The following is an 18841-nucleotide window of genomic DNA, read 5'->3' on the forward strand; positions in this document are numbered from 1 at the left end:
GGCGTTATTTTCCAAACCTGCTAAGTCTAGGCGACTCCGTTGCGAAGACCTGGCAGGTTTTGCTGTTATAAGGAATTGATCAAGAACGGTTTAAAATCTTCTTTTTTGGATTCTGTATTAAAATTTGAAAAAATAAAATTATTCCTTTTCGGTCGATGAAAGTACGTGCCTAAAATCTCGTATCATTGCGTAAAACATACGGATTGATGCACAATATGATGAATCGTAGAAAATTTCTTGGAACTTCCCTCGGCCTCAGTGCGCTTTCGCTACTGGCCCTCAATGCCTGTGAAAAATCCAAAACGATTGGTTTACAGCTGTATACCTTACGAGACGACATTCAGAAGCAGGGCATTGAGCCTATTCTGGCCGAGGTGGCCAAGCTGGGTTATAAGGAAGTCGAAAATTTTGGGTACGGGGGTGGAAAGTTTTTCGGAAAAACACCGGCAGAATACCTCAAGCTATTAAAAGATAACGGCTTGAAGGCCGTGAGTGGGCATACACTAACCGCTCGTTCTACACAAGCGGGCGCAATGGATGGCCTTACCCGGAACTGGCAGCAGGTGGTCGATGACGCGGCCGCAATTGGTCAGGAATACATCGTTATTGCGTATTTATTTGATGACGAACGGAAACCCGACGATTACAAACAATTGGTCGATCTGTTGGGTAAAGGGGAAGAAACGGCGAAAAAAGCGGGCCTGATATTAGGGTATCACAACCACGACTTTGAGTTCAACGAGCGGGTGGATGGGCAAATGCCGTACGAGCTTATCTTGACGAACACAAAAGTGCAAATGGAAATGGACCTGTACTGGATTGCCAAAACCGGTCAGAAGCCGATGGATTATTTCGCCAAATACCCAGGGCGGTTCCCGCTCTGGCACGTCAAGGATATGGCCAATACGCCGGAAAAGGAATTTGCGGAAGTAGGAACCGGTACAATTGATTTTGCGGCCATTTTTGATAAAGCCCAGGAGGCTGGCATGAAACACTATTTTGTGGAACAGGATATTTGCAAACGCCCACCGCTCGAAAGCATCAAAATCAGCATTGACAATATTCAGAAGGCCAATTGGGGATAAGCGCTTCGAGGTATGCAGCGAAAACGAGCGAACTAACTGAAAAGCCCGGATCAAACGATCCGGGCTTATGTTAATAGAGATAGTAAGTGGATTCAATGGGCTGACTATCTTTCGGATAGTAGGCCGTGTTGCATCGCATCCGCAGCATCAAAAGCAGTGGCTGATAGTTTACTACTGCCGATAGCGTTGAAATTGCGTTAGAAGATTTTTGATTAAGCCGGAAAGTAGACCTGAAAAACGGCGCCCTGGCCCGGTTCGCTGGTGGCCGTAATTAATCCCCCGTGATTTTCAACCACCTGTTGGCAAATGGCCAGACCGATGCCGGTTCCCTCGTATTCGTTTTTGGAATGCAGTCGCTGAAACATCTGGAAAATGCGCTCTTTGTTTCGCGGATCAAAACCAATACCGTTATCGGCTACGTCAATCTGGTGAAAAGAATGCGCTGTTATTGCCACTTTTGGCAGGGGCAGATGCGCGGGAAGTGCGCCACGATCGACTGGTCGGGAGTGGATAGTGATCGCCGGTGGCACGTTGGTTCGCCGGAATTTGAGCGCGTTGCTTAGCAGATTCTGAAACAGCTGTCCCAGCTCTACGGGGTCGCCGTGGATGGTTGGCATCGGATCAACGGAAACCCGGGCCTGGGTTTCCTGAATCGTTGGATCCAGATCGCTCAGTACATTGGTAATAATCTCGGCCAGTGAAACCGGGTTTAGCTCATGAGGCTGCGTTGTTAATCGGGAATACGTCAGCAGGTCGTGTATCAAATTGGACATGCGTTGCGTAGCCAAATTGATCCGACTAAGAATGTCTTTGGCGTCCGGATTCAAATCCGTTCCGTACTGAGTGGTCAGCAAATCACCGAACGACTGAATTTTGCGCAGTGGAGCCTGTAAATCGTGGCTGGCGATGTAAGCAAAGGATTGCAGACTTTGGTTGGATCGTTGCAGAGCTTCATTTTTTTGCTGCAACTCGCTTTCGGTCTTCTTCTGATCGGTAATGTTCATGAACGTGACGACGATGCCATCGTCCTGCTTCACGGCTGATACTTCAAACCATCCTTCCAGCCCTAAATCGTCACGGTAATAACTGATGCTGCTTTCGGGCTGCCCCGTTTCGGTAACGCGCACGTAAAGATCAAAAAAACCGTTGTCGGCATTTCCTGGAAACACCTTTAACAACTGTTTGCCCTCCACTTGTTCGGGCGTCATATTATTGCTGCGCAAAACGGCTTTGTTGGACATTACCATCAGATAATCGATGATTCTGCCCTGCTCATTCCGGATGGCTGTCATGTAAAAAATACTGCTGATTGACGCATCGAGCGTAGTTCGTAATTGAAAGGCCCGTTCCTGGAGCGCCAGCTGGCTCTTTTTAAGAACCGTAATATCAGTATAAGTGACAATAATCGAATCTTCGAATTTGTTGATCCATAGATCAAACCAGCCGCTGACACCGTCGGCGTAATAAGCAATTTCGGGAAGATGGCGTGCTACGCCGGTTTGCAATACCTGCCGATAGATTTCCAGTAAACCACTGCTCTCGGCCTGCGAAAAATAATCCAGATAACTGCGGCCAATCAGTTGTTCCGGTTGCTGTCCCAATATGGCGGCTCCTGCTGGGTTGATGAAGGCAAAACGAAAATCCGAAAATGCCCCCGTTTCATCGTAGATTCCTTTAAAGACGACAATACCTGATTGGTTGTTTGTAACGATATGATTAAAAATGGGATTATTTATAGTGTATTCCATATAAAGAGTCGCCACGATTTTACATTGATACAGCAAGTAGTATAAACCTGCTTACTAACCTATTTGTTAGGAATGTTGGGTGATATACTCCGCGAATCTACCGCAGGAAATGGCGCATGGATGGCGTGCAGTTGCTGCCGAAATCGGGCGGGCGTAACTCCCTGCCTTTTCCGGAAAGCTTGTACGAAATACGAAACGCTTTCAAAACCGGCCTGTTCGCTGATGAGCGTCAGGCTGTGATCGGTTCGGGTGAGTAAATCACAAGCGTAGCGAATGCGCAGGTCGGTAACAAATTGCGTGAGCGTTTGCCCCATCTGCGATTTGAAATAACGACAAAAAGCCGCTGGATTCATACTGGCCAGTTCGGCGATGGCGGGTAAGGAAACCGGTGCGCCTACCTGTTGCATCAAATGACCGATCACCCGGCTCAACCGTTCGCTCTGGCGGGTAACCTGCTGATTGGGAACATAGCCGGGCGAAACCGGGACCACGGCCTCGGAGTGGGCAATCTGATCGAGGATGTGCAGCAGGGCGGTGAGTTGGGTCAGCCCCTTTTTCTTGGTCAGCTGGTGTAATTGCCGCGCAATATCGGTTCGGAGGGGCTCAAGGAGTTTCAGCCCGATTTCCGCCCGACCCAGCAATTGGTGAATGCCTTTGGTTTCGGGCAATTCCCAGAAGGCTGCCCCCGCCAGCTGGGGCGAAAACCGCACCACAATCGCTTCTGCCAACGGCTCGCTTTCCCGTTCCGAAGCGACAGTGTCGTTTTTCCAATAGTGCGGCAGATTTGATCCAAGTAACACGATTTCTCCCGCCGAAAACCGTTCGATGCTGTGCCCGATAAACCGCAGGCCGGTGCTGCGTACGACGTAATTAAGTTCTATTTCCGGGTGGAAATGCCACGGATTGGTGAAATGGGAGAGCTGTTCGTGCCGCAAGTCGAACGAGCGATGCGGCTGTTGGGGAACGTGCAGACGGTCGGGGCGCATAACGATAAGCGATTCAATTTGCAGTTATTTTTCATCAGTTACCTTGAAATGCAAATTATGTGATAAAAATGGCAAATCCTCTGTTAGAATAATGAAAGAAAATAGCGGATTTTTGCAGTCATGATTAACACTATTCCTAAACTCTTACTTTTTTGCGCCGGTTTGTTGACGTCTGCTGCCTTTGCGCAGTCGCCGAACACACTCAGCACCGCCGAACGCAAGGCGGGCTGGCAACTGCTCTTCGATGGGAAAACCACCACAGCCTGGCGGTCTGCCTACGGAGAGCGGTTTCCGGCCAAAGGCTGGGTGGTTAAAGACGGCGAACTGCGGGGCGAACTGCAGGAAGGAGCGGAGTCGGGCGATGCCGGAGACATTGTAACGCTCAAGAAATACCGCAATTTTGAATTTGCCTTCGACTGGAAACTGGGAAAAGGTGGCAACAGCGGGGTAAAATATTTCATTGAAGAACGCCAGCCCAAACCCGCCAAAGGCTCCCAGGCCGGGTATGAATACCAACTGATCGACGATGCCGATTACATTTACAACGACAAGCACCTGCCCGCCGATCTCAAAACCGCTTCGATCTACGATGTTGTAGCTGCGAATAAGCCCGATGTTACGTTGGGGCAATGGCACCAGTCGCGCATTGTTGTGAACAAAAATCAGATTGAGCACTGGCTCGACGGCGTCAAAGTGTTGTCCGTTAACCGAAATTCCGATGCGTTCCGGCAAGGGGTTGCCGACAGTAAATTCAAGGACTACCCCGGTTTTGCTCAGATACCGGAAGGGCACATTCTGCTCCAGGATCACGGCCATAGTGTGGCGTTTCGAAATTTGAAAATTAAGCCCTTGCCATGAACCGTCGTCGATTTATCCAGGAAGGCATTGCCGCGGCTGCTACTGTATCAACGCTTGGCGTCCCCACGCTGGTACCTTCAACGGTGTTTGGAAAAAACGCGCCGTCCAATCGGATTACGGTTGGCCTGATTGGAACCGGTCGGCAGGGCTACGGCCAGAATTTGCAGGGTACCAACCTCACTGGTATTGGCGTCCGGATTCCGGGGCTGCTTGACGTCTCCGACGCACAGGTGGTGGCGGTTTGCGATGTAGACCGCTGGCGGCTGGAAAAAGCCCAGAAAACCGTGGATGAGCATTATGCCCAGAAAACCGCTGGCGGACGCTACAAAGGCTGCTCGGTACACACCGATTTTCGGGAAATCCTGGTTCGTAAGGATATTGATGCCGTTATGATTTCGACGCCGGATTTCTGGCACATACCGATGGGAATTCTGGCGGCTAAAGCCAAAAAACACATTAGTTGTGAAAAACCGCTCAGCATGAGTGTCCACCAGGGCCGGGCGCTGGTCGATGTGTTGAAAAAATACGGTGTCGTCAACCGGACCGACAGCGAGTTCCGGTCGATTCGGCCCCAGAACCACGCCGTCGAGCTGGTGCGCAATGGCCGGATTGGCAAACTTCAGAAGATCGAAATCTCGTTTCCGTCGGACCCGCCCCCGGTGCCGGCGCAGGCCGATATGCCCGTTCCCAAAGAACTGAATTACGATTTATGGCTGGGGCCCATGCCGTATGTGCCGTATACGGATATGCGGGTGCATACGCCTTTTGACATGGCAAAACGCCCGAACTGGATGCGGGTTGATACCTACGCGCAGGGCATGATTTCCAATTGGGGTGCCCATTATTTCGATATGGCGCAGTGGGCCAATAATACCGAATATTCGGGGCCGGTGGAGGTCGAGGGAAAGGGCGAGTTTCCGAAAAGCCTGTGGAATTCGATGATCAACTTTACCGTGACGTACCGCTACGCCAACGGCGTGGAAATGACTTGTCAGCAGTCGCCGACCAGCAAACCGAGCATCAAGTACATCGGTTCGGAAGGCTGGATTCTGGTTGATGATTACCCCGGCGTTGTCCGGTGCAGCAACCCCGGTTTGCTTACGTCCAAACCGGCGGGCAATGAACTGGATTTGTCGAAAACGCTCTGGGATAAGACCGACTTTGTGGAGGCTGTCAAAACCGGTCGCAAAACCCTGGAACCAATTGAGATTGGGCACCGAACGATTACCATTTCACAAATTGGACTGATTGCCTGTCAGATTGGAGCCAAGCTGCGCTGGGACCCGGAGCAAGAACTGTTTGTGGGCAACAATGCGGCCAATGCTTTGCTGGCGGCTCCGTTGGCGCGAAAAGAGTGGGTGATGTAACCGAAAATCAACCATGAGAAAGATAGCCGTTCTTTTCTTGCTCCTGCTGACGGAGTATGCGTTTGCCCAGCGGGCGCCGAAGAACCATTTTTTCGTGTTGCACAACGCAATTCGGGGCGATTCGACCTACAAAACGTTTGATCAGCAGGTTGCGCTCATTAAGAGCATGGGGTTCGACGGCGTGGAAATCAATCAACTGGATTCGTTCGAAGGAATGAAGGCCGCCCTGGACAAACACGGGTTTACCGGTTCGTATTTTTACATTAAAGTCGATCTGGATGCCCCCCTGGACGTACGGATCGAACCTGCTATTCGGGCGTTGAAGGGTTCAAAAACCGTGGTGGCACCGTTCATTGTCAGTAGTGAAAAACGGTTTACGGCCCCTTCGGAAAACGCCGACGCCGTGGTGGTACAGTACCTGCGCCGGATGGCCGACTGGGCGGAGCAATCGGGTTTGCAGGTGGCGATTTATCCCCACGTGGCCGATTACGTCGAGCGCGTCGATCACGCCCTGAATCTCGCAAAGCAAATCAACCGGCCCAATGTTGGACTAACGTTTAATCTGTGCCACTGGCTGGCCACCACGCCCCAGGCCGAACGCGGCAACTGGAAAAATATGCTGTCGACGCTGAAACCGCATCTGAAGATGATCACCATCAGCGGAGCCAACAACGTGGATGCCGCCAGCCTGGACAATGGCCCAACCGGCATTTGGAATCAGTACATTCTGCCCTTAGGGCAAGGGAGCTTCGATACCTACGAGTTGGTTCGTTATACCGTTCAGGAGCTGAACTTTCAGGGGCCGATTGGGGTGCAGTGTTATGCGATGAAAGACGATAAGGTCGCCAACCTGCGCAATACGATGGCGGTCTGGAAGCAGTATAAGGCCCAACTGGCCAAACGGTAACTCTTTCTTCTCTTATTTTTTGTTTTCTTCCCATGACATTCACCAACGAACATCTCCAGACCTATCAGCGCGACGGCTACGTTATTGTGCGCAACCTGTTCTCTAAAGCGGAAGTCGAGCGGCTTTACCGCATTGCCGTGGGCGACGAAATCCTGAGCAGTAAAACGTACGATCGGGTCGATGCGTCGGGGATGAAAACGCGGCTGGCACTGTGGTATAGCCTTGATGATAGTTTGTATAGCAAGTTTGCCCGTTCGGCGCGCATTCTGGACGGGGTCGCGCAGATTCTGGGTGGGCCGGTGGCGCATTATCACTCGAAACTCATGCAGAAAGAGCCGCGTACGGGCGGAGCCTGGGAGTGGCATCAGGACTATGGGTATTGGTATAAAAACAACGGTTTTCTGTTTCCCGACATGCTCTCGGTGCTGACGGCACTGACACCCGCAACGAAAGAAAACGGTTGCTTGCAGATGATCAAAGGATCACACAAAATGGGCCGCGTTGAGCACGGTTTTTCCGGCGAACAGGTGGGGGCTGATCTGGAAAAAGTGAACGAAGCCCTGAAAATCATGCCGCTGGAATACCTGGAAATGGAACCCGGCGACACGGCTTTTTTCCACTGCAACACCCTGCATGCTTCGGCAGCTAACCTTTCTGACAAACCGCGTTGGTCAATCATTACGGCGTATAATCTGGCCAGTAACAAACCGTATAAAGATGTTCACGAAAGCAGCTACACGGCCATTGAGCCTTATACGGGCGATCTGCTGGCCGAAACCGAAGCCGGAATTTCGGAAACGGCGGATTTTTTGGTAAAATGATAAACGGCGAGAGGAAAGTAGTAGAGATTGGCTAACTGATTCACTTTTGTCTTTGTTCTCTTATCTCACTTCTGCTATCTATCACACATGACACTCCAGTTTTTTGCTCCTGCCTGGGGAAATACCCTACCTTTTGATCAGTTTTGCCGGAATGTAAAAGCGGCCGGATACGACGGTGTTGAAATGGCTTTGCCGTTTGAAGAAGCCGAAAAGGCGGCCATTCTGGCAAATTTGGCCAAACACGGATTGCAGTTGATTGGCCAATACTGGCAGTCGCTGGAAACTGATCTGGACGAACACGCCCGGAATTACGAGCGGTATCTGCGCCATCTGAGTGCGGCCCAACCGTTGTTTATCAACTGCCAGACCGGTAAAGATTTCTATACGTTTGAGCAAAATCAACGGCTTTTTGCGCTGGCCGACCAGATTTCGACCGAAACCGGGGTGAAAATTATCCACGAAACGCACCGGGGTAAGGCGCTTTTTGCGGCCCACATCACCCGCGATTACCTGCAAAAGCGGCCTCAAATTCGACTAACTCTCGACATTTCGCACTGGTGTAATGTGCATGAATCCCTACTCGAAAATCAGGGTGAAGCCGTCGATCTGGCAATCCGTCATACCGATCACATTCACAGCCGTGTGGGGCATCCCGAAGGGCCGCAGGTCAATGACCCCCGGGCGCCGGAGTGGGCCGAAACCCTGAACGTACACCTGGCCTGGTGGGATCGGGTGGTGGCCATGCACCGCGAAAATAAAACCGGACTGACGGTAACGACCGAGTTTGGCCCCGCCACGTACATGCCCGTGTTGCCGTATACACAAATGCCCGTTGCCAGTCAGTGGGAAATCAATGTGTTTATGATGAACCTGTTGAAAGCACGGTATTAGCAGAAACCGGGAATCACCAGAGTAAAGAAGCTTGTAGAAACCCTACTTCTCCAATATGCTTCCGACGGAACCGGGTTGCTTATGGGCATCTTTGGCCTCGCTTCTTTCCAGCTTACGAAATGTGGACAGCCTATGTCAATACAACGACGTTCGGGTAATGTTTTGCAGCTGGCTATTTTCGTAAAAAGAGAGCTGGTGAAAGAGATTCTGGGCCATCTGCTGAAGGGCGTCCTGCGTTAAAAAGCCTTGGTGGGCAGTCAGCAACACACGCGGATGCGTCCGTAGCCGGTTCAGAACCGGATCGGTGATGGGTTGGTCTGTAAAGTCCTGGTGAAACCAATGACGGTCGCCAGCGTATACATCCGCTGCGTACCCGGCTAATTGCCCGTGATCGAGTGCATCAAGTACCGCCGTGGTATCGACAAGCCTGCCCCGACCGGTATTGATCAGCAGCGCCGTTGGCTTCATGCGGGCAAGACTCTGGCGGTTGATGAGTTCCTGACTCAGCAGGGTAAGCGGACAGTGGAGGGAAACCACGTCTGATTCGGCCAGCAAAACGTCCAGCGATACGAACCGGACACCCTGCCTGATTAGCGCACGGTTTAGGCGGAGATCGTGCGCCAGAATTCGGCAGCCAAATCCCTGCATGATCTTGATAAAAGCCCGTCCAATGCGGCCCGTTCCAACCACACCGACCGTTTTGGCGTGCAGATCCCGGCCCATCAAGCCATCTACCGTAAAATTGCCGGCCCTGACGCGTTCGTGGGCGAGCGGAAGATGCCGGTTTAAAGCCATAAGAAGGGCAACTGCCTGTTCAGCAACGGAATAAGGAGAATAAGTGGGTGCGTTCAGAACCGTAAGGCCCAGTTTCAGGGCAGCTTCGGTATCTACATTGTCCAGCCCAACCGAGCGCATGGCAACAATTCCAACACCCATTGATTGTAACCGAAGCAACACGGGTTCGCTCAGGTCGTCATGAACAAAGGCGCACACGGCCTGATGTCCGGCGGCCAGTGGGGCGGTTTGTTCCGTCAGGGTTTCGGTGAGAAACGTAACGGTATGGCGGTTCTGCTGGAACCACTGCCGGTCATACGCAGCCGTACTGAAAAAAGCAATTTTCATAACTTGGAACGTTTTCTAAGACAAAGGTCAGCGAAACCGACGCCGGGAGCCATGAGATCAGTCAGCCCAAAGCCTGATTTGCAGTGCGCTAGCGGGTTTATAAAGCCGTAAGGGACGATATGGTTGTCTTGTTGGCCACCGATTGTCGGGATTTTGATTCCCACAAATACGTATTGTTGTGATTCTTTTGTAGCTGATAAAAGGCGACCGCCATCAGCATCGTGGCCGGAAAAGCGGCATACCAGCCCAAGGGCGCGATGCCCAGGCCAAACACCAGGCCGTTCCAGCAACCCAGCCGAAACAACTCGCCTTTGAGCAGCATGGTCAACGCAATCAGGAGCTGAGCGGCCGCGATGACCAGAACCACGGGTTTGATAATAGCTACAAATGGACCCAGTATGAACCAGCGGTAAATGGGAATTGCCGTTATGGCGTAATCCTGATACAGTTTGGGAATCGTCAAAACCGTTGACGAGTTGAACCAGGCGGCCCAGGCAAAAAGAAGCAGAAAAGCCAGACGGGTGAGCCGGGGGCGGTGTTTGCTGCTCCAGATCGAGAACAGAAACAGCAGGTTTGCTATGATGTAGATGGGCCAGAAATAAGTCAGTGAAAAGAACATCGGAGCGATCGGTTAATGGCGTTGAGTAGATTCAAAAGGAGAACGAAAACCACCTGTGCCCCAGGTTGGGGACCTAAAACCGTTGAAAGAAAACGGTTACCGACTGTAGCTGCGGCCAGTTTTGCGGTGAATACTAATCCGGTAGACCACGGGATACACCACTTTATGATCTGCCGGAACGATTTCGCCAGGGTACCCCAGCTTCTCGTCGGCGAAAACCGGGATTTTTCGTCCTTTAAGCAAGTAGAGCGCGTAATCCCGATCATCGCCGTGCAGTTCTTCAAAAACACCTTCAATGACTACACTGCGCCAGACGTTTGGGGCAAAAATTTCGTCAATTTCAAAGGCTACCTGCGGATTTTTCCGCAGTATATCGGTTTTAGTTCCTTCGCGAGTCAGGCCGAAAAGCACATTGCCATCGTAGTAATACATCATGGGCAGGATCAGAATCCTGCCTTCGGCGGCACACCCGATGCGGCCAAAATACTGGTTGACCAACATCGTGTCGATCACCTCGGTAGTAAGTTCAGTTAGCATTATTGTGGAGCGCGGCCGGATGGAGCAAACCGCAACCCAAAGCTAAGGCGCAAGGGCGACCCGATTGGCCCGGTTCGGTCAGGGTTCAGCCTGATATAAGTCAGCCGTTTGGAAGAGCAATGTCAGCGCATCGTTAGAGAGGCTCGTCTACTTTTGCTACCGAACCCTGCACCAACACCACCATGACTTTTGAACCCACCCGGCGCCAACTCGCTTTTGTCCTCCCCGAATCATTTCGGAAAGCCGAAGTGATCTTTAGAAAACGGTTTAGCCAGGAGCCTGAGGTACACTTGGTGGTTCGGCCCAACCGGCAGCCCCGGCAGGTGGTTTCTACGCAGCAATTAAGCCGCGGGCTCTGGCATGTGATTTTAAATTGGTGGGATGGAAAAAGCCAGTACTGGACAGAAAAGGAAATTACGGTTAACTGATTTTCGGAAAACCGTCTTGTTGCCTAACCGTCGTCAACCATGAAAAAGATTCTGTTATTGACCGATTTTTCGGAGGCCGCCAAAAAGGCTATTCAGTTTGCACAGCTCCTGTTCGACCAGACTGCAACCGAATTTCATTTGCTGCACGCGTACCCCATTGAGCCCGAAACCATGTACGGAACGGTTTTTTTGATGGAGGAAGCCGAACGAAGCGCCTACCGGAGTTTGCAGACATTGCTGTCCGAACTGATGGGCACTTTTCATCCGCCGTACCATTCCTACTATATCCGCACCGTTCCCGGAAGTCCCGTGGGCGCCGTAGAAACCGTTCTGGAAAATGAAGTTTTTGATTATGTGGTGGTTGGGGCCAGCGGGGCGGGTTTGACGCCGATGCTGGGCAGTGTGGCAACCGGTCTGATTCGGCACGCCAGAACTCAGGTACTGGTGGTGCCTCAAGCCGTTCCGCTTCAACCCATTCGGGAAGTGGTGCTGGCTGCGGATTATTCCAACTTGCATAATCTTGCCTGCCTCCGGCACCTGAAAGACTTGATAACGGCTAAAAAAGCCCGTCTGACGGCCTTATCGGTGGTAGATGAACAGACGCCGTGGCTCAGGGATGGGGGAAGCGAAGAATCTATGCTGCGTATCGAAACTCTGCTGGACTCGCTGGAAACCGGGCCTTATTTCGTGCTGGACGAGAACGTTGAGGACGGGATCAATCAGTATCTGGATGAAAACCCAGTTGACCTGCTGGTGACGATTCCGCACCGGAAGTCGCTGCTGGATGTGGTCTGGAGCCGCAGCCTGACGCGCAAGCTAGCCTACCGACCCCGGGTGCCATTGCTGACGCTGTATGATCCGGAACCGGCAGAAAGATGAACGCACGAAAAAATAAAATCAGTTAATCGACCGGTTTGAACGTGAGCCAGTCGGTGGGAGGGACGGTTTACCGTCTTGTTGTCCTTATCGTCGATAATTAGAACGTAGTTGTGTACAAATGGGCGAATGGTCTGGTCGGGCGACTGGGCTAATTTGCCCATTTGTCTTTGTCGCAAACCGCTAGCATACGTGGTTAATTTTCGGGGGGCAGGGCTATGTTAGTTGATGTGGGGGTAATGAACAAAGGAGAAATGCGGCCTTGGGTGTGTGCCTCTATTGGATGTCTGGTGGAAGTGAGTGAGTTTCAAAACCGGTGGCCGAGCCAATCGAATCGTTGGTTTTGAGGTAGTTTGCTACTACCGATATCAGGTCGTCAATAGACAGGCCAACCAGCCGCCAAAGCTCAATTCCCTGCTGCAACAGGACGAACGTGGGCGTTTGGGTGACGCTGAAGCTTTGGAAAACATCCGGATGATTTACCTCATCAATTTTTAGGATATTCATTTTTCCGGCAAAACGCTGCTGAAGGTCGTCGGCCATTTTCCGCAGGGATGCGTGCTGCTGATGGTCGGCCCGTTCGGGCAACATGAAGAAAAGTAAAACCGGTAACTTCGCAACAGATGGCGCGGACTGCGGTTTTTTAGCCGTGGTATTTTGAATGGAGCTGGTCATGACGACAGTTGACTTCGAATCAATTTTCGTACGCAGTTACAAAATTGCCATTCGGAACCGTCACTTAAACTGATGTTCGTTAGCTGCTTTCGTGATTGTTTTTACTTCCGGCGGGTTGGCTCGTTGTTGGTCTGTTGGACCCAGGCTCTCGTCAGATGGCCGCGCAATTTCAATGAAAATCCCATTCGTTCGGGGGCTCCTGATCCAGATAAAAACAAAACCCGGCCATCAAAGCCGGGTTTTGTCGATACAATAAGGGGGGAACTTTAATTGTTGGTTTCGCTGGATCGGCTTCGTTTGGCGAGCGCACTCAGAATCAAATCATCGTTAATTTTGAGTTTTTTGGACTGAAACCGTTGCGCGATGCCCGCAAACAGCACGTAAAGACCCGGCACCAGCACCAGCCCGAAGATGGTGCCAATGAGCATGCCACCAGCGGCAGCCGTACCAATCGAGCGGTTTCCTAACGCACCGGCGCCGGAAGCAATACAAAGCGGAATCAAACCGGCAATGAACGCCAGCGAGGTCATCAGGATGGGCCGCAACCGTGCTACAGCCCCTTCGATGGCCGCTTTGACGATGGAAACGCCTTCCTGTTGCCGCTGGCTGGCAAATTCCACAATCAGAATGGCATTTTTCCCCAATAGACCAATCAGCATGACGAGGGCGACCTGGGCGTAGATATTGTTTTGCAGACCAGCCAGGTGCAGCGTCAGAAAAGATCCAAAAATACCGGCGGGTAACGACAGCAGCACGGGCAACGGCAGAAACAGACTTTCGTACTGGGCCGCCAGCAGCAGATACACGAAGACCAGGCAGATGGCAAAAATATAAATGGCCTGATCGCCCGACAGCACTTCCTCCCGCGACATACCGGACCATTCGTAGGAAAAACCGTTAGGCAGCGTTTTTTCTGCCACTTCTTCCACCGCCCGCAGCGCGTCTCCGCTGCTGAACCCCTTGGCGGCATCGCCGTTGATGAGGGCGGAAGTGTACATGTTGTAACGCGTCAACTGTTCGGGGCCGTATACCCGTTCCAGGGTTACAAAATTGGAATAAGGCACCATTTCGCCCTGATCGTTCTTAACGTAAAACGAGAGGACATCCTCCGGCTTGGTGCGGTATTCGGGCGCTGCCTGCACAAAAACACGGTACATTTGCCCAAAACGGATAAAATTCGTTGCGTACAAGCTTCCCATCAGGGTTTGCAGCGTGTTCATGGCGTTTTCGATGGAAACGCCTTTCTGAGCCGCCTTGTCCTGATCAACGTGCAGCATATACTGCGGGTAATCTGGATTAAAACTCGTAAAGGCATCGCTGATCTCAGGCCGTTCTTTCAAAGCGGCAATAAAGTCATCGGCTACCTTTTTGGTTTTTTGCAAATCGCCGGTACCCGTACGGTCGAGCATCCGGAGTTCAAAACCGCTGGAGTTTCCGAAGCCCGGTACCGTCGGCGGAGAAAAATACTGAATACTTGCGTCCTGAATGTGCCCGGTTTTTTCTTCCAGCTGGGCAATGACATCATCGACGGATTGTTCCCGGTCTTTCCAGTCTTTGAGGTTAATCATGCCCATTCCATACGAAGCCCCAGCCCCATCGGTCATCAGGCTGAATCCGGACAGCGTCGATACGTTCTCGACTCCTTCGATTCCGGCGGCAACTTTCTCAATTTTGTCGAGTACCTCTTCCGTCCGTTGTACCGTGGCTGCAGCCGGGGTTGTCACATTGGCGTAAATCATGCCCTGGTCTTCCGTGGGGATAAACCCGCTGGGCAGAACCGAGCTGATGCCCCAGGTTCCGGCCACAAACGCCAGCAACATCGCCACCGTGACGATCCCTTTTCGGGCGACTTTTCGTAGCAGCCGCTGGTAGCGTCCCGTCATGGCATCAAACGCCCGGTTGAAACCGGCAAAAAACCGTCCCAGCCATCCCGATGAATCCTGCGCGTGACCCGGCTTGAGCAACAGGGCGCACAGGGCTGGTGTCAGCGTCAGGGCGTTTACTCCGGAAATCAGGATGGCCACGGCCAGCGTCAATGAAAACTGGCGGTAGAATATACCGACGGGTCCTGATAGAAAGGCGACGGGAATGAAAACCGCCGACATGACCAACGTGATGGCAATCAGGGCGCTGCTGATTTCTTTCATCGCCACCATCGTCGCTTCAACGGGTGGCAGGTGATCTTCCGTCATTTTGGCGTGAACTGCTTCCACAACCACAATACCGTCGTCGACCACGATTCCAATGGCCAGCACGAGGGCAAACAGCGTGAGCAGGTTGATTGAGAAACCAATCAGACTCATGAACGCGAACGTGCCGACCAGCGCCACGGGTACGACCAATGCACAGATCAGGGTAGACCGCCAGTCCTGCAAAAACAAAAAGACCACCAGGAAAACGAGTACAAAAGCTTCCAGGAGCGTGCGAATCACTTCGTGGATGGACGCATCCAGAAAGCGCGAAACGTCGTAAGCAAAGTTGTAGGTCATGCCGGCCGGAAACGAGCGTTCCTTGATTTCGGCCATCCTCTTTTTGACGTTGTTGATGATGTCGCGGGCGTTGGAGCCAGGCCGTTGTTTGAGCATGATCGAGGCCCCCGGCCGGCCGTCGGTTTTAGACGTAACGCTGTAATCTGCCGATCCGAACTCAATCTCAGCCACGTCTTTCAGGCGCAGAATCGATCCGTCGGCATCGGCCCGCAGCACTAAATTTTCGTATTGATGCGGTTCGTTGAACTTGCCGGTATACCGCATCACGTATTGCAGGACCTGCGGATTTCGGTCGGCGCTTTCGCCCGCTTTTCCGGGCGCGGCCTCTACGTTTTGCTTCTGAATGGCGGCCACAATTTCCTCCGCCGAAATGTTATACACCGTCATGCGGTCGGGTTTGAGCCACACCCGCATCGAATACTCACGGGCGCCCATGATGTCGGCAAACCCCACACCGTCGATCCGTTTGAGTTCGGCCAGAATGTTGATGTCGGCGAAGTTGTAAATGAACTTCTCGTCCATGTCGGGGTCGGTGCTGACCAGGTTGAGGTAAAGCAGCATGCTGTTTACTTCTTTCTCCGTGATTACGCCGGCTTTGATGACTTCCGCCGGAAGCTCGTCCAACACCGATGTAACCCGGTTTTGCACGTTCATAGCCGCCATGTCGGGGTCTGTGCCGACCTTGAAAAACACCTGAATCAGCGTAGTGCCGTCGTTGCTCGAAACCGTATTCATGTAGGTCATGCCCGGAACCCCGTTGATGGCGCGTTCCAGGGGCGTAGCCACGGCTTTGGTACACACTTCAGCATTGGCACCGGTATAGGTTGCTGTTACGGTTACGGAGGGCGGGACAATATCGGGAAACTGCGTGACGGGCAGGCTGGTCAGTGCCAGCAACCCCAGCAGCGTGATAAGGATGGAGATAACCGACGATAACAGCGGTCGTCGAATGAATATATTAAACATGAAAATCTTATTTCAGGATGGGTTGATACGATAATCCGGCCTGTCCGCAGAAGGTGTTCGGACCGGACGGGGTAGAAAATACCGTTGCCAGGGTTTTGCGGGAAACCCCGGTGGAGGTATGACAAAGCACAAACAGCCGGTCAACCGGGCGGTTGATCAGCAGAAAGGGCTCTGAATCAGAATGGGATCAAACCAACTGAGGGGGAGGAGAAGGAATATCCGGTACGTGCGTCAGGGGCCGGACGGTTTGGTAGTGGCTGAAAGCCGATCGTTCTTCCTGTATCCAGGTTAAAACCGGAGCAAAAACCAGCATCTTGGTAAAAAAGTAATCCTGCTTCAGCTTAATGAGGTCGGAATCGTCGTCGGGTTCGTCGTGCTCCGGAATGGCATCGTCAATGCCAAAACAAACCTCCAGCAAAAACTCCGTGTAACTTTCGATGTCGTTGACGGACAGGTCTTCCACCCGATCGAAGCGGTGCCTCACCGATCCGTACTGGTCGGGAGAGTCAATACTCAAGTTGAGGACATGCAGGCTCATCAGCAGGCAAACCAGCCGGTGCAACAAAGATCTGTATGTCCGTTTTCTAGGAATCGACATCGAATGGGAGAAGACGACTTTACAAATATAACCCCTTCGACGACAAGCCAGCTTTGCCGGAAGATATCATCGCTAAATTGTTGGTTATATTTAATTTTTTGTCTTTTTCGTACCAGTCCGTGCCGAATGGAAACAGGGAGGGAGCAGGTTGGATGAGCAACGTTTATACTCGTGCGTGTAGATTCATCAAGGATGCAATCATGGGCAAATAAGAAGCCCCACAAACCAAGCCCGTTGTTGGCTGATTGGTGGGGCAACTTACTCGTTACGATTTATTAAAAGTTATTAAAAGCGGAATCCGAGATTGACGGCAAAGATTCGACGTTTGGTGTCGGCGTTATCAAATACGTTTTGCAACCCGTGGTTATACACTGCGTCGAGCGTTAGAGGCCCCAGATTGATACCGGCACCTAACAATCCGTTCAGGATGGCGCGGTTTAAATCATCTTTGTCCAACTGGAAATTGTTGTTTCCGATGGCTACCAGCGACGCAAATTCAGCACCTGCCTGAATCCGGAGACCCAGTGCGTTACCGATGCGTACCCCAACGTAGGCTGGAATAGCCAGGAAGTGCTGATCAATCTTGCCTTTCACCTGATCTGAAACGGAACCCGGCGTGGTGCCCTGACCCGTGCGGATCAGGTTAGTGGTCGAATTCCGGTATTCCAGACCGAGCTGCCCGAAGAAGGTACCGCCCGTACGACCGTACAAACCGGCCTGCCAGCCGATCCGGTATGAGTCATCGGGAATGGCTTCGTGTACAAACCGCGAAAAGTTAACCCCGGCGTAAATGCCGAATTTGCCTTTTTTACCCCACGATCGCTCTGTTTTATCCCGTGAGTCACGGCTCATCTGATCACTTGTGGTGGTTGTCGTCGTTGTGGTAGTCGAGTTATAGCTGTTGGCAGACGGCGTGGTAGAGTACGTCGTTGTTGATGGACTTGCCGTCATCGTCGTGCTGTCCGTTGGTGTCGTTGAATACGTGGTGCTGGAAGTCTGCGTGGTATCCGTAACCGGAGCCGTGTACGTCGATGTGGTTGTTGTTGATGTGGTATTCGTGGTAGTCTGACCAGTGGCCAGATTCGCCCCCAGAAGACTCGTTAACAGCAGTGTGAGTTGCGTTTTCATGATGGTTTGGATAACGTTAAAAAGGATATAATGCAATTTGGCTATTAAACCGTATCCTGGTCAAGATTGTTTTTATACTCAGGTGAAGTTGGCAGGTGTAGTCAAAAAACGAATAAAAATTTCTTATATTAAAGTGGTGAATTACAGGATCTTGTGCACTAGATTGTGAAAAAATATCAGAGTTGATTAAGTGATCTTGAAAACAGGTTGACTCATGCCTTGACTGCTTTATATGAACACATTGTCTGATATAAATTCTATTCCAGTACTACAAGTCTTTACCGGCTGGTTATGAATTGGTTTTCTCGAGTGCGTAGGGCTCGGAAAATAGAAACCGTTTCTCCACGGGATCAAATATATAATCACCGTCGGGCTCCGAAAGCCCTTGTTGCTCAAGGTATTCGGCTACGGCAAAGTGATTGTCAAACGTCAATGGGGTTTTGTCGTCAACCCGAAGGTGAAAAACCGATTTATCAATATCGAAGGTTACTGCGTATTTCATGGTTCGCTAGCTGTCTTTTAGAATAAGAAACAGGAAATACAATGTATAACCCTGATAGTGGACGCCTTGTTATTCTTAAACATACCGGCCTGATGCAGGGATAACCCGGGGTTGCCAAGCTGATGATCTTGCTCAGTTGTCAAAAAGCATGATCAGAAACATTTAATTTGTTGCTACTTTTGTGAAAATGGAAACATGGTTGTTTCTATACTGCTAAGGTGTGTATACAAAGAGGACA

The 18841-nt window shown here is 51.5% G+C and carries 18 protein-coding genes; 8 read left to right on the forward strand and 10 right to left on the reverse strand.

Annotation, left to right across the window (positions count from 1 at the left end; translation table 11 throughout):
• Positions 1–218: 218 nt before the first annotated feature.
• Complete coding sequence (locus ACYVH9_RS04425) at positions 219–1085, forward strand: sugar phosphate isomerase/epimerase family protein (RefSeq protein ID WP_460635085.1); 867 nt, start codon at positions 219–221, stop codon at positions 1083–1085.
• Positions 1086–1297: 212 nt separating this feature from the next.
• On the opposite strand, the gene ACYVH9_RS04430 is transcribed toward ACYVH9_RS04425, so the two are convergent.
• Positions 1298–2833, reverse strand: coding sequence for a sensor histidine kinase (locus tag ACYVH9_RS04430; RefSeq protein WP_460635086.1), 1536 nt, complete (start codon positions 2831–2833; stop codon positions 1298–1300).
• A gap of 59 nt (positions 2834–2892) precedes the next feature.
• A complete protein-coding gene (locus ACYVH9_RS04435; protein ID WP_460635087.1) occupies positions 2893–3819 on the reverse strand; it encodes a helix-turn-helix domain-containing protein in 927 nt (308 codons plus the stop codon).
• A gap of 120 nt (positions 3820–3939) precedes the next feature.
• Here ACYVH9_RS04435 and ACYVH9_RS04440 point away from each other — a divergent pair, with 120 nt between their 5' ends.
• The 5 genes from ACYVH9_RS04440 to ACYVH9_RS04460 all read left to right on the forward strand — a co-directional run bounded on the left by ACYVH9_RS04440 (position 3940) and on the right by ACYVH9_RS04460 (position 8663).
• Positions 3940–4677, forward strand: a complete 738-nt coding sequence (locus tag ACYVH9_RS04440; RefSeq protein ID WP_460635088.1) for a 3-keto-disaccharide hydrolase — start codon at positions 3940–3942, stop codon at positions 4675–4677.
• The gene (locus ACYVH9_RS04445) at positions 4674–6044 is read left to right on the forward strand and encodes a Gfo/Idh/MocA family protein (RefSeq protein ID WP_460635089.1); all 1371 of its coding nucleotides are present in this window, start codon (positions 4674–4676) and stop codon (positions 6042–6044) included. Before ACYVH9_RS04440 ends, ACYVH9_RS04445 begins: the two co-directional genes overlap by 4 nt.
• A gap of 13 nt (positions 6045–6057) precedes the next feature.
• Complete coding sequence (locus ACYVH9_RS04450; protein WP_460635090.1) at positions 6058–6951, forward strand: sugar phosphate isomerase/epimerase family protein; 894 nt, start codon at positions 6058–6060, stop codon at positions 6949–6951.
• Between the two features lie 32 nt (positions 6952–6983).
• Positions 6984–7772, forward strand: a complete 789-nt coding sequence (locus tag ACYVH9_RS04455; protein ID WP_460635091.1) for a phytanoyl-CoA dioxygenase family protein — start codon at positions 6984–6986, stop codon at positions 7770–7772.
• Between the two features lie 87 nt (positions 7773–7859).
• On the forward strand, positions 7860–8663 hold the full coding sequence (locus ACYVH9_RS04460; RefSeq protein ID WP_460635092.1) for a sugar phosphate isomerase/epimerase family protein: 804 nt from the start codon (positions 7860–7862) through the stop codon (positions 8661–8663).
• A 135-nt stretch (positions 8664–8798) separates the two neighbouring features.
• On the opposite strand, the gene ACYVH9_RS04465 is transcribed toward ACYVH9_RS04460, so the two are convergent.
• The 3 genes from ACYVH9_RS04465 to ACYVH9_RS04475 form a co-directional block, all read right to left on the reverse strand.
• Positions 8799–9785 carry a 2-hydroxyacid dehydrogenase gene (locus ACYVH9_RS04465; protein ID WP_460635093.1) on the reverse strand — a complete coding sequence of 329 codons (987 nt, stop codon included), beginning with the start codon at positions 9783–9785 and terminating at the stop codon, positions 8799–8801.
• A 97-nt stretch (positions 9786–9882) separates the two neighbouring features.
• Positions 9883–10404, reverse strand: coding sequence for a hypothetical protein (locus ACYVH9_RS04470; protein ID WP_460635094.1), 522 nt, complete (start codon positions 10402–10404; stop codon positions 9883–9885).
• Between the two features lie 96 nt (positions 10405–10500).
• A complete protein-coding gene (locus ACYVH9_RS04475) occupies positions 10501–10941 on the reverse strand; it encodes a pyridoxamine 5'-phosphate oxidase family protein (RefSeq protein WP_460635095.1) in 441 nt (146 codons plus the stop codon).
• A gap of 182 nt (positions 10942–11123) precedes the next feature.
• Between ACYVH9_RS04475 and ACYVH9_RS04480 the strand changes: the two genes are divergently transcribed.
• Together ACYVH9_RS04480 and ACYVH9_RS04485 are read left to right on the forward strand one after the other, a co-directional pair.
• Positions 11124–11369 carry a hypothetical protein gene (locus ACYVH9_RS04480; RefSeq protein WP_460635096.1) on the forward strand — a complete coding sequence of 82 codons (246 nt, stop codon included), beginning with the start codon at positions 11124–11126 and terminating at the stop codon, positions 11367–11369.
• A gap of 39 nt (positions 11370–11408) precedes the next feature.
• Positions 11409–12248, forward strand: coding sequence for a universal stress protein (locus ACYVH9_RS04485; RefSeq protein WP_460635097.1), 840 nt, complete (start codon positions 11409–11411; stop codon positions 12246–12248).
• 273 nt (positions 12249–12521) lie between these two features.
• On the opposite strand, the gene ACYVH9_RS04490 is transcribed toward ACYVH9_RS04485, so the two are convergent.
• The 5 genes from ACYVH9_RS04490 to ACYVH9_RS04510 all read right to left on the reverse strand — a co-directional run bounded on the left by ACYVH9_RS04490 (position 12522) and on the right by ACYVH9_RS04510 (position 18603).
• Positions 12522–12920 (reverse strand): thioredoxin family protein, encoded by a 399-nt coding sequence (locus tag ACYVH9_RS04490; RefSeq protein ID WP_460635098.1) that lies wholly within the window; start codon positions 12918–12920, stop codon positions 12522–12524.
• A 266-nt stretch (positions 12921–13186) separates the two neighbouring features.
• Positions 13187–16375 (reverse strand): efflux RND transporter permease subunit, encoded by a 3189-nt coding sequence (locus ACYVH9_RS04495; protein WP_460635099.1) that lies wholly within the window; start codon positions 16373–16375, stop codon positions 13187–13189.
• Positions 16376–16562: 187 nt separating this feature from the next.
• Positions 16563–16913 carry a hypothetical protein gene (locus ACYVH9_RS04500; RefSeq protein ID WP_460635100.1) on the reverse strand — a complete coding sequence of 117 codons (351 nt, stop codon included), beginning with the start codon at positions 16911–16913 and terminating at the stop codon, positions 16563–16565.
• Between the two features lie 345 nt (positions 16914–17258).
• Positions 17259–18101 carry an outer membrane beta-barrel protein gene (locus ACYVH9_RS04505; RefSeq protein ID WP_460635101.1) on the reverse strand — a complete coding sequence of 281 codons (843 nt, stop codon included), beginning with the start codon at positions 18099–18101 and terminating at the stop codon, positions 17259–17261.
• 289 nt (positions 18102–18390) lie between these two features.
• Positions 18391–18603, reverse strand: coding sequence for a hypothetical protein (locus ACYVH9_RS04510; RefSeq protein ID WP_460635102.1), 213 nt, complete (start codon positions 18601–18603; stop codon positions 18391–18393).
• Positions 18604–18841: the final 238 nt, after the last annotated feature.

The organism is Larkinella harenae (genome assembly GCF_054780515.1).

Coding starts and splice junctions, on each gene's coding strand:
- ACYVH9_RS04425 (WP_460635085.1), top strand. CDS start 219: ATGAATCGTAGAAAATTTCTTGGAACTTCCCTCGGCCTCAGTGCGCTT.
- ACYVH9_RS04465 (WP_460635093.1), bottom strand. CDS start 9,785: ATGAAAATTGCTTTTTTCAGTACGGCTGCGTATGACCGGCAGTGGTTC.
- ACYVH9_RS04435 (WP_460635087.1), bottom strand. CDS start 3,819: ATGCGCCCCGACCGTCTGCACGTTCCCCAACAGCCGCATCGCTCGTTC.
- ACYVH9_RS04450 (WP_460635090.1), top strand. CDS start 6,058: ATGAGAAAGATAGCCGTTCTTTTCTTGCTCCTGCTGACGGAGTATGCG.
- ACYVH9_RS04460 (WP_460635092.1), top strand. CDS start 7,860: ATGACACTCCAGTTTTTTGCTCCTGCCTGGGGAAATACCCTACCTTTT.
- ACYVH9_RS04445 (WP_460635089.1), top strand. CDS start 4,674: ATGAACCGTCGTCGATTTATCCAGGAAGGCATTGCCGCGGCTGCTACT.
- ACYVH9_RS04510 (WP_460635102.1), bottom strand. CDS start 18,603: ATGAAATACGCAGTAACCTTCGATATTGATAAATCGGTTTTTCACCTT.
- ACYVH9_RS04485 (WP_460635097.1), top strand. CDS start 11,409: ATGAAAAAGATTCTGTTATTGACCGATTTTTCGGAGGCCGCCAAAAAG.
- ACYVH9_RS04440 (WP_460635088.1), top strand. CDS start 3,940: ATGATTAACACTATTCCTAAACTCTTACTTTTTTGCGCCGGTTTGTTG.
- ACYVH9_RS04475 (WP_460635095.1), bottom strand. CDS start 10,941: ATGCTAACTGAACTTACTACCGAGGTGATCGACACGATGTTGGTCAAC.
- ACYVH9_RS04430 (WP_460635086.1), bottom strand. CDS start 2,833: ATGGAATACACTATAAATAATCCCATTTTTAATCATATCGTTACAAAC.
- ACYVH9_RS04500 (WP_460635100.1), bottom strand. CDS start 16,913: ATGAGCCTGCATGTCCTCAACTTGAGTATTGACTCTCCCGACCAGTAC.
- ACYVH9_RS04455 (WP_460635091.1), top strand. CDS start 6,984: ATGACATTCACCAACGAACATCTCCAGACCTATCAGCGCGACGGCTAC.
- ACYVH9_RS04495 (WP_460635099.1), bottom strand. CDS start 16,375: ATGTTTAATATATTCATTCGACGACCGCTGTTATCGTCGGTTATCTCC.
- ACYVH9_RS04490 (WP_460635098.1), bottom strand. CDS start 12,920: ATGACCAGCTCCATTCAAAATACCACGGCTAAAAAACCGCAGTCCGCG.
- ACYVH9_RS04470 (WP_460635094.1), bottom strand. CDS start 10,404: ATGTTCTTTTCACTGACTTATTTCTGGCCCATCTACATCATAGCAAAC.
- ACYVH9_RS04505 (WP_460635101.1), bottom strand. CDS start 18,101: ATGAAAACGCAACTCACACTGCTGTTAACGAGTCTTCTGGGGGCGAAT.
- ACYVH9_RS04480 (WP_460635096.1), top strand. CDS start 11,124: ATGACTTTTGAACCCACCCGGCGCCAACTCGCTTTTGTCCTCCCCGAA.